This window comes from Paenalcaligenes sp. Me52, from assembly GCF_050487965.1.
Classification (GTDB): Bacteria; Pseudomonadota; Gammaproteobacteria; order Burkholderiales; family Burkholderiaceae_B; genus Paenalcaligenes.
In genome coordinates, this window is record NZ_JBKQFO010000001.1 from 597,709 (window position 1) to 610,261 (window position 12,553).

General features: G+C 49.7%; 11 protein-coding genes and 1 tRNA gene. 10 read left to right on the forward strand and 2 right to left on the reverse strand.

Going from position 1 to position 12,553, the window contains the following annotated elements; translation table 11 throughout:
• Positions 1–19: 19 nt before the first annotated feature.
• Positions 20–1,408, reverse strand: coding sequence for a M23 family metallopeptidase (locus ACLO87_RS02755; RefSeq protein ID WP_135863718.1), 1,389 nt, complete (start codon positions 1,406–1,408; stop codon positions 20–22).
• A gap of 243 nt (positions 1,409–1,651) precedes the next feature.
• Between ACLO87_RS02755 and tyrS the strand changes: the two genes are divergently transcribed.
• The 6 genes from tyrS (at position 1,652) to ACLO87_RS02785 (ending at position 6,739) form a co-directional block, all read left to right on the forward strand.
• Positions 1,652–2,878, forward strand: coding sequence for a tyrosine--tRNA ligase (tyrS, locus tag ACLO87_RS02760; RefSeq protein ID WP_135863716.1), 1,227 nt, complete (start codon positions 1,652–1,654; stop codon positions 2,876–2,878).
• A 19-nt stretch (positions 2,879–2,897) separates the two neighbouring features.
• Positions 2,898–3,524: a YbhB/YbcL family Raf kinase inhibitor-like protein gene (locus ACLO87_RS02765; RefSeq protein ID WP_135863714.1), complete on the forward strand. Its 627-nt coding sequence runs from the start codon at positions 2,898–2,900 to the stop codon at positions 3,522–3,524.
• A gap of 183 nt (positions 3,525–3,707) precedes the next feature.
• On the forward strand, positions 3,708–4,958 hold the full coding sequence (glyA, locus tag ACLO87_RS02770) for a serine hydroxymethyltransferase (RefSeq protein ID WP_135863712.1): 1,251 nt from the start codon (positions 3,708–3,710) through the stop codon (positions 4,956–4,958).
• 36 nt (positions 4,959–4,994) lie between these two features.
• The gene (gene nrdR, locus ACLO87_RS02775; RefSeq protein WP_135863710.1) at positions 4,995–5,468 is read left to right on the forward strand and encodes a transcriptional regulator NrdR; all 474 of its coding nucleotides are present in this window, start codon (positions 4,995–4,997) and stop codon (positions 5,466–5,468) included.
• A 19-nt stretch (positions 5,469–5,487) separates the two neighbouring features.
• Positions 5,488–6,609 (forward strand): bifunctional diaminohydroxyphosphoribosylaminopyrimidine deaminase/5-amino-6-(5-phosphoribosylamino)uracil reductase RibD, encoded by a 1,122-nt coding sequence (gene ribD / locus ACLO87_RS02780; protein WP_430222721.1) that lies wholly within the window; start codon positions 5,488–5,490, stop codon positions 6,607–6,609.
• Positions 6,610–6,648: 39 nt separating this feature from the next.
• Positions 6,649–6,739: transfer RNA gene (locus ACLO87_RS02785), tRNA-Ser, on the forward strand.
• 144 nt (positions 6,740–6,883) lie between these two features.
• Here the strand turns inward: ACLO87_RS02785 and ACLO87_RS02790 are convergent.
• Positions 6,884–7,696 carry an IclR family transcriptional regulator gene (locus ACLO87_RS02790; RefSeq protein WP_430222722.1) on the reverse strand — a complete coding sequence of 271 codons (813 nt, stop codon included), beginning with the start codon at positions 7,694–7,696 and terminating at the stop codon, positions 6,884–6,886.
• A gap of 188 nt (positions 7,697–7,884) precedes the next feature.
• Here ACLO87_RS02790 and ACLO87_RS02795 point away from each other — a divergent pair, with 188 nt between their 5' ends.
• The 4 genes from ACLO87_RS02795 to ACLO87_RS02810 all read left to right on the forward strand — a co-directional run bounded on the left by ACLO87_RS02795 (position 7,885) and on the right by ACLO87_RS02810 (position 12,521).
• Complete coding sequence (locus ACLO87_RS02795) at positions 7,885–9,537, forward strand: MFS transporter (protein WP_135866803.1); 1,653 nt, start codon at positions 7,885–7,887, stop codon at positions 9,535–9,537.
• A gap of 21 nt (positions 9,538–9,558) precedes the next feature.
• Positions 9,559–10,512 carry a carbon-nitrogen hydrolase family protein gene (locus ACLO87_RS02800; protein ID WP_135866805.1) on the forward strand — a complete coding sequence of 318 codons (954 nt, stop codon included), beginning with the start codon at positions 9,559–9,561 and terminating at the stop codon, positions 10,510–10,512.
• 7 nt (positions 10,513–10,519) lie between these two features.
• The gene (locus tag ACLO87_RS02805) at positions 10,520–11,137 is read left to right on the forward strand and encodes a flavin reductase family protein (protein ID WP_135866807.1); all 618 of its coding nucleotides are present in this window, start codon (positions 10,520–10,522) and stop codon (positions 11,135–11,137) included.
• Positions 11,138–11,366: 229 nt separating this feature from the next.
• Entirely contained in the window at positions 11,367–12,521 is a 1,155-nt protein-coding gene (locus ACLO87_RS02810; RefSeq protein ID WP_430222723.1) for an MFS transporter, read from the forward strand.
• Positions 12,522–12,553 lie beyond the last annotated feature (32 nt).

Sequence of the window (12,553 nt, forward strand, 5' to 3'; positions counted from 1 at the left end):
GCCGTTAGTGTAGTGAGAGTTAGTTGCTGTTGGCGGCTAGCAGTTCATGACGGCTTTGTAATAAAGCCAATTGTGTTTTGTACTGACCTACCTGATTTTGGAATGCTTGCAGTCGGACGGGTTCTAGTTTGCGAGCGACGGGAAGGTCTATCGCTAATGGATCCACCGGTGTGCCGTTTACGCGGAACTCATAGTGCAAGTGCGGGCCAGTGGACCAACCTGTAGAGCCTACGTAGCCAATCAATTGACCTTGCTCTACGCGATCACCATTGCGTAAGCCCTGGGCAAAACGGCTTTGGTGAGCGTACAGAGTGCTGTAGTTGCTGTGGTGCTTCAGAATGATGACGTTACCGTAACCGTTCTGTACGCCTACAAACTCTACAACGCCATCAGCTGTAGCATGAATGGGTGTACCGCTTGGGGCGGCATAGTCTACGCCTTTATGACCGCGCCATTTACCGCTGATGGGGTGACGGCGACCACCAAAGGTGGAGCTGATACGCGTGAATTTCAGCGCGTTGCGTAAGAAAGAACCTTGCCCTTGCAGGTTTTGGCCGTTGGCATCGTAATAGCTACCGCCGTTGCCAGAACTGGATTCACTAAACCACAGGGCTTCGTGGGTTTTGCCTTGGTTGTCGAACTCCAGAGCCAAAATACGGCCAGAACCTACTTGTTGACCATTTAGGTTGTAGGTTTCGTAGATGACGCGCAATTTGTCGCCAGCACGCAAATCTTTAATAAAGTCTACTTTACTGCCCAAGATTTCGGGAATCTGCAAAGCGATACTGTCAGGAATGCCGGCAGTATCGGTAGCTCCAAAAAGCGAGGTGCGAATTTCGGCTTCAGCGACTTGTATGTTTGGGGTAGCGACGGAGACTTCCTCGCTTGCTGTAAATCCACCTTCGCCGTTAGTGCGAACTTCTAACCAGCGAGAGGCAGGTTTGCCATTTTCTGTGCTGGAAGGGGTGTGGAAATAGCTTAGCGATTGCAGTTGATTGTTTTCGTCCAGAGCGGCACGCACGGTGCGACCGGGGTACAGCTTGTAAATTGAGCGCGCATCTTTGTCATGCGTCAGGAATTGCTGCAGGCCCTCTTCACGAATATTCAGACGTTGCAACACCGAGGCCAGCGTGTCGCCACGGCGTATGCGGGTTTCCTGAATAAAGGGGTCGGAGAAGCTGCTGTCCAGTGACTCAATAGAAAAAGGCAAGTCCAGCGTAGTGCGAGCCTGATAAAGCACAGGTTTGCTGTCATCTCCTGAGGAAGGGTTAACAGCAATAGCGGCAGCGCCTGCGAACATGCCAAGGGCAAGAACTAGCAGGCCTTTTTGTATCAGACGTGCGGGGCTGGTTGTGCGTTTGCTGCGGACAGTGGCGGTGGTGGTTCCGTTGATCTCTTTTTCTAGCATTGAAGCAAAACCTAGCGGTTGGCATTGCAGAAAATATGTCCTGTCGCAGGGCATATAGCCTAGCAATGCAAGTAACGTAGCAGGGAGTCAGAACGTTAAATTATTCTTCGTAGCGAAGCTTATTAGCGTTCTGTTAAGATATAGGGGTTTATACTGATCATTCGTGATGATCTGATAAACACTAGTATCCTAGCGCATTTGACTCAATTTATCGAGTTTTTTCGAGAAAAAATTAGGCAGATTATGTCCTCCCCCGACTTTACTATTACTCCAGAAGTGCAAGCCGCACTTGATATCGCCAAACGTGGCTGTGATGAACTCATTGTAGAAGCTGAGTTTGCTAAGAAATTGGCGCGTAGCCAAGCGTCTGGCAAGCCTCTACGTATCAAGCTGGGCTTGGATCCTACCGCCCCTGATATTCATCTGGGTCACACTGTAGTGCTGAACAAAATGCGTCAGCTACAAGACCTAGGTCATACCGTCATTTTCCTGATTGGTGATTTCACTTCCACTATCGGTGACCCTAGTGGTCGCAACTCTACTCGTCCGCCACTGACCCCAGAGCAGGTCAAGTCAAATGCGCAGACTTATTACGATCAGGCCAAACTGATCCTGGACGAGAGTCGCATGGAAGTGCGATATAACTCTGAGTGGTGTGATCAGCTGGGTTCTCGCGGCATGATTCAACTGGCGTCACGTTATACCGTGGCTCGTATGATGGAGCGTGATGACTTCACCAAGCGCTTCCAGTCACACACACCTATTTCGGTACACGAGTTCTTGTATCCGTTGTTGCAAGGCTATGATTCCGTCATGTTGAAAGCTGATCTGGAGCTGGGGGGGACGGATCAGAAATTTAACTTGCTGGTGGGCCGTGAACTGCAAAAAGAATATGGTCAAGAACAGCAGTGCATTCTGACTATGCCTTTGTTGGTAGGTTTGGATGGCGTTGAAAAAATGTCCAAGTCCAAAGGCAACTACATCGGTATCACTGAAAATGCAGACTCCATGTTCGGTAAGATCATGTCTGTCTCCGATACGTTGATGTGGATGTACTACGAGTTGCTGTCGTTCAAGAGCATGGCAGACATCAATGCATTGAAAGCCAGTGTGGAGCAGGGTGCAAACCCACGCGACATTAAAGTAGCGTTGGCACAGGAAATCATTACACGTTTCCACTCGGCACAAGCTGCTGATGCTGCATTGCATGATTTCGAGGCGCGTTTCCGTCATGGTGAAATCCCCGAGAACATGCCTGAAGTTAGCGTAAATGGTGCGCCAATTGGTATAGTAAAACTATTGCGCGAAGCAGGACTGGTTCCATCAAATAGCGAAGCTAACCGCAGCATCGAACAAGGTGGTGTTCGCATTGATGGCGTGAAGGTTGAAGATAAGGCCTTAGAACTTGTAGCCGGTACGTATGTGCTGCAAGTGGGCAAACGACGTTTTGCCCGTGTAAGTGTCTCTTGACTGTTTGTGAGGGCGGATTATGAAGTTACGTAGTGACTCTTTTACTGATCAGGCTGTGATCCCAGAGCGTTTGGCTTTTGGTCGGGCAGATGCCGCGACAAAAGTGGCCTTGGCAGGTAATGCCAACCCGCATCTGGCCTGGGAGGATGTTCCAGAAGGAACCCGCTCTTTCGTTGTATTGTGCGTAGACCATGATGTGCCTGCAGTGCCGGATGATATAAATCAGCCTGGCAAAGAGGTGGCCGCCGATACGCCGCGCGTTGATTTCTATCACTGGGTCTTGGTGGATATTCCTGCTGAGGTTCGTGAAATTTCCGAAGGCGCGTATTCGGATCGTGTTACCCCCCGAGGTAAAGCGGGCCCATTGGCTCCTAGTGGTACACGCCAAGGCTTGAATGACTACAGTAAGTTTTTTGCGCATGATCGTGACATGAGCGGAGATTACTTTGGTTACGACGGTCCGTGCCCGCCGTGGAACGACGCTTTGCAGCACCGTTATACCTTCACCATTTATGCGCTGGATCTGGAAGAGCTTCCACTGGAAGGCAAATTTGGTGGAGCAGAGGCCAAAGCAGTAATGCAAGGCCACATTCTGGCGCAAGCTAGTTTGACGGGCACCTACACCTTGAATGAGAAACTGTTATAAGCAGTTTTGACAAAACAGGTTGAAAAATATTCACCTAAAAGGTGGCACTCTTTCACACAACTGTCTTTTTTTTGAAGAAGGTTGTTGGTTTGAGTGCCACCTTTGCCTTATTTCAGCCCTAGGCAACGCTTAGGCGCTAAAATGGCAGCTTCATTTTAGTTTCCTTATTTTTTAGGATCTCTCATGTTTGATCGTTCACGTACGCTGGATATTGTAGACCCCGCTCTTTGGGATGCTATCCAGAAAGAAGACACCCGCCAAGAACAGCATATTGAGCTGATTGCTTCGGAAAACTACGCTAGCCCTGCAGTGATGCAGGCGCAGGGTACCCAACTGACTAACAAGTATGCAGAGGGCTATCCCGGTCGTCGTTACTATGGCGGTTGTGAGTACGTGGACGTAGTTGAGCGCTTGGCTATAGAGCGCCTGAAAGAATTGTTTGGTGCAGAAGCTGCTAACGTACAGCCTAATTCCGGCTCCCAAGCCAACCAAGGCGTGTACATGGCTGTGCTGAAACCCGGTGACACCGTGTTGGGTATGAGCTTGGCTGAAGGCGGCCACTTGACCCACGGTTCCCCAGTGAACGCATCTGGCAAACTGTACAACTTCATTCCTTACGGTCTGAACGAAAAAGAAGAGCTGGACTACGACCAGTTAGAAGCTTTGGCTAAAGAGCACAAGCCTAAACTGATCGTTGGTGGTGCTTCTGCTTACTCCTTGCGCATTGACTTCGAACGCATGGCTCGCATTGCACACGAAAACGGTGCATTGTTCATGGTAGACATCGCTCACTACGCAGGTCTGGTTGCTGGTGGTGCATACCCCAACCCAGTACCTCACGCTGACTTCGTAACCACTACTACGCACAAATCTTTGCGTGGTCCTCGTGGCGGCGTGATCATGATGAAAGCTGAGCACGAAAAAGCCATTAACTCTGCGATCTTCCCTGGTATTCAGGGTGGTCCATTGATGCACGTGATTGCTGCTAAAGCCGTTGCTTTTAAAGAAGCTCTGGAGCCTAGCTTCAAAGAATACGCTGCACAAGTTGTGAAAAATGCTGACGTAATGGCCAAAACTTTGGTTAAACGTGGTCTGCGTATTGTGTCTTCCCGTACAGAAAGCCACGTTATGTTGGTGGATCTGCGTGCTAAAGGCATTAACGGTAAAGATGCTGAGCGCGTATTGGGCGACGCTCACATTACTGTGAACAAAAACGCCATCCCTAACGACCCTGAGTCTCCATTCGTGACTAGCGGTATCCGTCTGGGTGCGCCTGCCATGACAACTCGTGGCTTCAAAGAAGCTGAAGCTGAGTTGACGGCTAACCTGATTGCAGATGTGTTGGATAATCCGCATGATGAAGCCAACATTGAGGCGGTTCGCCAACGAGTCAATGAACTCACGGCGCGTTTCCCAGTGTATAGTGCTAAGTAATATCACTACTGGCCCCGTAAGGGGCCTTTTTAAACGATGAAATGTCCATTTTGTGGAAATAGCGATACTCAGGTCGTAGACTCTCGCGTATCAGAAGAAGGCGATTCTATTCGACGCCGTCGCCGTTGCGCGGCCTGCGATCGTCGCTTCACCACATATGAGCGCATGGAGTTGTTGATGCCTGCGGTGGTCAAGCGTGATGGCAGCCGTATGGAATTTGATGACAAACGCTTGCGTGCCAGTTTAGATCTGGCATTGCGCAAGCGTTCTGTCGCCAGTGCCGATGTGGATGCTGCTGTGCGTCGCATCGTCGAACGTCTGATGGTCAGTGGCGAGCGAGAAATCTCTACTGAGCATATAGGCGATCTGGCTATGGACGAGTTGAAGCAATTAGACCAAGTGGGCTATGTGCGCTTTGCTTCCGTCTATAAAAGTTTTAATGATATTCATGAATTTATGCGGACTATCCAAGAAATGCAGGATGGTCCGGTGAACCATTCCCCAGAATAAGGGCATACCGGTGAGTAGTGTGGATGACGTGAAGTGGATGCAGCAGGCTTTGGCCCAAGCGCAATCCGTCATGCATTTGACCTCGCCCAACCCCCGTGTGGGTTGTGTCATTGTTCAAGATGGTCAAATGGTGGCCGCAGGGGCTACACAGCAAGCGGGTGGCCCGCACGCTGAAGTCATGGCATTGGCTCAAGCACGTGAACGGCAGATAGATTTATCGCAGTGTACGGTGTATGTCACGCTTGAACCTTGTAGTCACTATGGTCGTACGCCGCCGTGCGTGCAAGCCCTTATTCAAGCTAAACCACTGCGTGTGGTAGTGGCGTTACTAGACCCTAATCCATTGGTGGCAGGTCGTGGTATACGAGCTTTGCAAGAAGCCAATATCCCTGTGCAAACAGGTGTTTGTGCTGAGATGGCGTTAGAGCAAAACCCCGGCTTTGTATCCCGCATGCTGCGTAAGCAGGCCTGGTTATGGTTGAAGGTAGCGGGTTCTTTAGATGGACGCAGTGCATTGCTAAATGGGCAATCGCAGTGGATAACAGGGCCAGAAGCTAGGCAGGATGGACACCAATGGCGCGCTAGGTCATGCGTGGTGTTAACAGGTATAGGCACTGTGTTGGCTGATAATCCCTTGCTGAATGTACGGGGTATAGAAACGCCTAGACAGCCTATTCGTGCTGTCATGGATACACATCTACGTTTGCCCACTGATGCGAAACTACTTAATGGTGATCCGGTTTGGGTTTTCACCACGAGCAACGATGCGTCCAAGACTAAGCAGCTTGCCGATAAAAATGCTCAGGTGATACAGGTAGGGAAGAGTGCTGCTGGTCATGCCGATTTAGCCGAGGTGTTGGCCTTCATTGATGAACAAGCTATTAATGAAGTGCATGTGGAAGCGGGTGGGCTCTTTAGTGGGGCCATGCTGCAAACGGGTCGTGTAGATCAAATTCTCAGTTATGTTGCACCTACGTTGTTGGGGCCAGGGCAGCCTATAGTCACTTTGCCTGAGTTGCAGCAATTAAGTTTGGCACAGCGTTTCGAGTTCTGTGATGCAGAACGACTAGGTAAAGACGTGCGTTTATTGCTACGTGATCCTCAACGTTGGAATACTTTGCAGGAAGGTTTGCTTTTTTAGTAATCTTGGCTATAATAGCAGGCTTGGCAGTAACAGATAGGACAGGTGGCCGAGTGGTTGAAGGCGCACGCCTGGAAAGCGTGTATACGTTTATAGCGTATCGGGGGTTCGAATCCCCCCCTGTCCGCCAGAATTTAAAAAAGCCCTTGAGCAATCAAGGGCCTTTTTGCGTTTGGGCTTTGGGTAGTCATAGAAAACGCCGTTATCAAACAGCTAGTATTCAGTAAAAAAGGTTTTTCAGCACGTAGGCAGAAAAACCTTTTTATGGTGGCTGTTAAGCGTCTGAAGGGTCTATCCAACCTGCTGTGGCCGAAATAGAGCGTGCTTTTTGTTTAAGCAAGGTGATGGTTTCGGAATTGGGGCTATCATCTATAGAGCCTATGGGGCCCATTACGGTGATGGCTGCTGTCATTTCGCCCAACATGTCAAAAATAGGGGCTGATAGCGAAATGAAGTGGGGCAATAGCGCATCTTTACAGCGACTCACATGGTGCTGCAGCACATCTTGCTTTAAGGCTTCAATTTTTTCTGTGCTGTAGTTGTCTGCCTCGCTTTTTAGTTCACTGTTCAAGAGTTCTCGTGTGCGGCTATCGGGTAGATGCGCCAAGAAATTTCTGCCCAGGGCCGAGGACAATAGTGGCAATACACTGCCTACGCGTAGCTCTAACAAGGGGCGGCTGCTCCCGCCTTCCACACGGTAAACAATGGTTGGTCCCTTGTTACCCCATACCCCCAAAAATACAGTTTGCCCTGTAGCCGCAGCCAACTCGGCCATGATGGGTCTAGCGGTAGTGAATACATCAAATTGCTCTAGTGCGGCTAAACCTAAGCGCAACGCATAGGGGCCTAGTCCATACAGGCCTGTATCTGCATGCTGCTGTATCACACCTACTTTTTGAAAACTGACCAGATAGTAGTGCACATTAGGCACGCTTAACTCACATTTGTCAGCCAAGTCTTTAAGTGCCAAAGGCGTGCCTGCCTGACGGACTACATCCAATATACGAAAACCTATTTCTATGGACTGAATGCCTCGCCGTGCCGTAGTGGACGATGTTGTCTTTTTTGCTTTATCGCTGCTGGCCATATTTTGCTCTTCCTACGCGTAGCCTCTAAATGGGCCTTAAGTGTAATGGCTTTGTGAAAGGCGTGAAAGCAATGCGGTGTCTGTTCCTGGAACTAACTTCGCGTGTACGGGTATTTCCTATATTTTAATTTCATCAAATTGATTTGATAATAGTTAAAAAATGAACATTAATAACCGCGGGGAACACTATGGATGCAGTAAGTACAGGTGTGCAGACCACAAATGCACAAATGATGAGCAAAAAGGAGGAGAGGCAGGTAGTCATTGCCTCGACATTGGGGACCTTATTTGAGTGGTATGACTTTTTTATTTATGGCACGTTGGCGGTCTTTATGAGCCAAGTGCTGTTCCCGCAAGACAACCCAACGGTAGCGTTGCTAGCCGCATTGGGTGCGTTGGCGGTTGGTTTTGTGATTCGCCCCATTGGTGCCGTGCTATTTGGCTACTTGGGCGATAAGTGGGGACGCAAATACACCTTTTTGATTACGGTCATCATCATGGGTGGTGCAACCGTGTTGATTGGTTGCTTGCCTACTTATGAAAGTGCAGGTCACTTGTCATGGATTTTGTTGCTGACCTTGCGTGTATTACAAGGTTTAGCCGTAGGTGGAGAGTACGGTGGTGCGGTAATTTACGTCGCCGAACATTGTCAGCCTAAGCGCCGTGGCTTGTTAACAGGTTGGATCCAGATTACGTCTTCAGCCGGTTTGATTTTGTCCTTGTTGGTGATTCTGGGTACTCAAGCAACCATGAGCGCAGAGGACTTCAAACAGTGGGGGTGGCGTTTGCCGTTCATCCTGTCTATCGTGATGTTGGTGATCTCTATTTACATCCGTGCCAAGTTGCATGAGTCCCCTGTATTTACACGCATGAAGCAGGAAAAACGCTTGTCTCGTAACCCTATCAAAGAAACCTTTGGTCAGTGGAGCAGCTTGCGTTTGGTATTGTTGGCCTTGTTTGGTGTTACCGCTGGTATGGGTTCCACGTATTTCACAGGCCAGTTCTACGTGATGATTTTCCTGCAGCAAGCCGCGCAGGTAGAGCCTAAAACGGTGTATGAGTTGGTGTTGATTGGCTTCATTATTGGGGCGCCAACCTTTGTCTTGTTTGGTCGTTTGTCGGATCGCATTGGTCGTAAGTGGTTAATGATGGCGGGTTTGTTCTTAGCCGCTATTTGCTATCACCCTATGTTCGAAGCGTTGTTGCAAGCGTCTAACCCAGCCCTGACACAAGTGATGCAAGAAAAGCCAGTACGCCTGCATGTGGATACTAGCGATGATAAGTGTGAGTTCCGCTTGGCTGCGTCATTAGTAGGCTCACATCCAGACCACGCTAAAACATGTGTGAAAGCGAAAAAACTCTTGGTAGGCAAAGGAGTGAACTTTGAGTACGCACCGGCAATTGCTGGCCATGAGATTGCCTTAAGCGTAGGCGAAACGGTGCTGACAGACTTCGACGCTACAGCGTATGCCAGTGCCCTGAAAGAAGCCGGCTACCCAGAGAAAGCGGATCCTGCTCAGGTACAAAAAGGCAAAATCATCTTCATTTTGGTCTTGATGACCGCCATGGTGGCGATGATCTACGGTCCAGTAGCCGCGTACTTGGTAGAACTGTTCCCTCCACGTATTCGCTATACAGCGTTGTCCTTCCCGTATCACATTGGGGCTGGTGTATTTGGTGGGATGGTACCGTTCACAGCCACTTATTTGGCACAAGCGAGTGGAAATATCTTTGGTGGTCTGATGTACCCCGTGGTGATGGTCAGTATTGTTGGTGTGATCGGCTGCATATTCTTGCCGAATACAAAGCCACAAGCTATAGACCAGGACCCACTGCATTAATTAGGAAAAGGAAAAAGCATCATGCAACAGTCATATAAAGCAGCCGTTATTCAAGCGGCATCTATTCCCACCGATAGCATGGCAACAGCGGCTAAAGCGGTAGAGTTGATCCATCAAGCAGCAGGTAATGGTGCCAAAGTGCTGGTATTTCCGGAGGCGTTTTTGGGTGGTTATCCTAAAGGTAATTCCTTTGGTGCTCCCATCGGAATACGCAAACCAGAAGGGCGTGATGCCTTTGCGGAATACCATGCTCAGGCGATTAGCCTAGAGGGTGAAGAGGTCGCTTTGATTGAACAAGCGGCCATTGAAACCGATAGCGTAGTTGTGTTGGGGTGTATAGAGGCTAGTGGTGGCACATTGCACTGCACGGTGCTGTACTTTAACGGTACGCATGGTTTGGTAGGTAAGCACAGAAAGTTGATGCCTACCGCTGGCGAGCGTTTGATCTGGGGGTTTGGTGATGGCTCTACCATGTCTGCGATTGACACTCCCTACGGTAAGTTGGGGGCTGTGATCTGCTGGGAAAACTATATGCCTATGCTACGCATGTATATGTACAGCCAAGGTGTCAGTTTGTATTGCGCACCTACGGCAGATGACCGTGATAGTTGGTTGTCTACCATGCGTCATATTGCGCTAGAGGGACGCTGCTATGTGCTGACCTCTTGCCAATACTTGCTGCGCAGTGCGTACCCTCAAGACTTTGAGTGTGCCTTAGGCAACGACGAGAACACTGTCTTGATGCGCGGCGGTAGTGCCATTATTGATCCCTTAGGTGAAGTATTGGCAGGGCCAGATTTCACTCAAGAAACCATACTGTATGCGGATATTCGCCCAGAGCAGGTCATCCGTGGCAAGTATGACTTTGATGTGGCTGGGCATTATGCTCGTCCGGATGTATTCCGCTTGTTTGTTGACACACAGAGCAAAGAGCCCGTGCAGGAAATACAGCCTGCAGGATGTGTGCGGGAGTAGTTAAGGTATGTATTTTGATTTTGGTAGTTTGCCTGCACAGACTTGTTATAACCTCATGGCGGCAACCGTGACACCTAGGCCTATTGCCTGGGTGACTACGATTTCAGAAAGCGGTGTGCTGAATGCCGCGCCTTTTAGTTTTTTTAATGTGATGGGGCATCAACCGCCTACCGTAGCAATAGGTCTGATGCGTCAGGCTCGTGGCGGCATTAAAGATACGGGTGCGAACATTCTGCAAAATGGTGAGTTCGTCGTTAACTTAGTCCCAGAAGACTTGGTGCAAGCGATGAATGTGACGTGTGCCGATTACCCAGCAGAGGTCGATGAGCTGGAAAAAGCAGGGGTGCAGATTAAGCCTGCCACCCATGTACGTCCACCATTGATTGAATCTAGCCCGGTGTCTTTTGAGTGCCGTAGCTTGTCTACAGTAGTCACAGGCCCGGAACAGTTGGTGGTCATTGGCCAAGTGCTGGCTGCGCATATAGATGAACGCTATATTCTGGATGCTGGACGCGGTTTTGTGAAAACGCCAGAACTAGGCTTGATTAGTCGTATGCATGGTGGTGGCTGGTATGCCCGTAGTACTGATTTGTTCCAGTTGAATAGACCGGAAGCACCTATGTAATGTGTTGTAGCTGCCCTAGCTAGGTATTCAAGTATGAGGGTAACGCTAGCAGGAACGAAGCCCCCTAGTGTTGGATGTTTTATCTAACACTAGGGGCTTTTTTATACACAATTAGCACGATTTATTATTGAATAAATTTCAATAGTATTTCGTAAATATACGACTTAATCTGCGAATATTAACTTGAGACAATCTACTCCTTTGAGAAAAAACACATTGGATTGTCATCATGCCTCTTGCTTTACTAGCTCTCGCCATCGGTGCGTTTGCCATCGGCACCACCGAATTTACACCAATGGGCCTGTTGCCCGTGATCGCTGATGGAGTGCAAGTTAGTATTCCTACTGCCGGTATGCTGGTTTCTGCCTACGCCATTGGTGTGATGGTGGGTGCACCAGTGATGACCTTGCTCTTTAGCCGCTTCGGGAAACGTGGTGCGTTGATGGCATTGATGGTGCTATTCACCGTAGGGAACTTGCTATCGGCTTTCGCCCCTACTTATACAACGTTACTGTTATCGCGTTTGATCACCAGTTTGAATCACGGTGCATTTTTTGGCATAGGTGCGGTAGTGGCGGCTAGTGTGGTGCCTAAAGATAAGCAGGCCAGTGCAATTGCTACGATGTTCATGGGCCTGACTATTGCGAATGTGGGCGGGGTGCCTGCTGCTACGTGGATTGGCCAACAAGTAGGCTGGCGTGCTGCTTTTGGTGGTACGGCTGTGCTGGGTGTAATCACTATCGCCGCGCTGTGGTTGGCCTTACCCAAAGGCGAGCCTGGTCAGCGCCCCGATGTGCGCCGTGAGCTGAAGGTGCTGAGTCGTCCCGAGGTGTTATTGGCCATGGGTACTACCGTGTTGGGTGCCGGCGCGATGTTCACGTTGTACACCTATGTGGCGCCTGTATTGGCTGAGATCACTCATGCAGAACCAAGTTTTGTGGCGCTTGCTCTGGTCTTAATTGGTATGGGTTTCACCCTAGGCAATAGCATAGGTGGGAAGTTGGCTGATTGGTCTCTGGATGGTGCAGCCAAACTGATTCTTGCCGCGCTGACTATCATCATGATTGTGATGCCTTTCATGATGACAACAAAAATTGGTGCTGGCATTAGTTTGGTGGTGTGGGGTGCCGCTGCCTTTGGTATCGTGCCACCAGTACAAATGCGAGTCATGCAGGCAGCGGCTCAGGCGCCAGGTTTGGCCTCGTCAGTGAACGTGGGTGCTTTTAACTTGGGTAATGCGGTGGGGGCGGTGCTGGGTGGTGTCGTGATAGAGCAGGGTTTGGGCTATATGGCCGTGCCGTTGGCGGGGGCTGTGTTAGCCGCAGGAGGTTTGAGTCTAGTGTGGTTAGGTGGTGTACGGCGTCGTGCGGTGCAGGGCGTTTGAGCATAGAACAAAAAGCCCCCATTCTTTTTTTG

What these genes read in the sequence shown, in the direction of transcription:
- ACLO87_RS02755 (WP_135863718.1), bottom strand. Translation starts at nt 1,408, where the DNA reads ATGCTAGAAAAAGAGATCAACGGAACCACCACCGCCACTGTCCGCAGC.
- tyrS (WP_135863716.1), top strand. Translation starts at nt 1,652, where the DNA reads ATGTCCTCCCCCGACTTTACTATTACTCCAGAAGTGCAAGCCGCACTT.
- ACLO87_RS02765 (WP_135863714.1), top strand. Translation starts at nt 2,898, where the DNA reads ATGAAGTTACGTAGTGACTCTTTTACTGATCAGGCTGTGATCCCAGAG.
- glyA (WP_135863712.1), top strand. Translation starts at nt 3,708, where the DNA reads ATGTTTGATCGTTCACGTACGCTGGATATTGTAGACCCCGCTCTTTGG.
- nrdR (WP_135863710.1), top strand. Translation starts at nt 4,995, where the DNA reads ATGAAATGTCCATTTTGTGGAAATAGCGATACTCAGGTCGTAGACTCT.
- ACLO87_RS02790 (WP_430222722.1), bottom strand. Translation starts at nt 7,696, where the DNA reads ATGGCCAGCAGCGATAAAGCAAAAAAGACAACATCGTCCACTACGGCA.
- ACLO87_RS02795 (WP_135866803.1), top strand. Translation starts at nt 7,885, where the DNA reads ATGGATGCAGTAAGTACAGGTGTGCAGACCACAAATGCACAAATGATG.
- ACLO87_RS02800 (WP_135866805.1), top strand. Translation starts at nt 9,559, where the DNA reads ATGCAACAGTCATATAAAGCAGCCGTTATTCAAGCGGCATCTATTCCC.
- ACLO87_RS02805 (WP_135866807.1), top strand. Translation starts at nt 10,520, where the DNA reads ATGTATTTTGATTTTGGTAGTTTGCCTGCACAGACTTGTTATAACCTC.
- ACLO87_RS02810 (WP_430222723.1), top strand. Translation starts at nt 11,367, where the DNA reads ATGCCTCTTGCTTTACTAGCTCTCGCCATCGGTGCGTTTGCCATCGGC.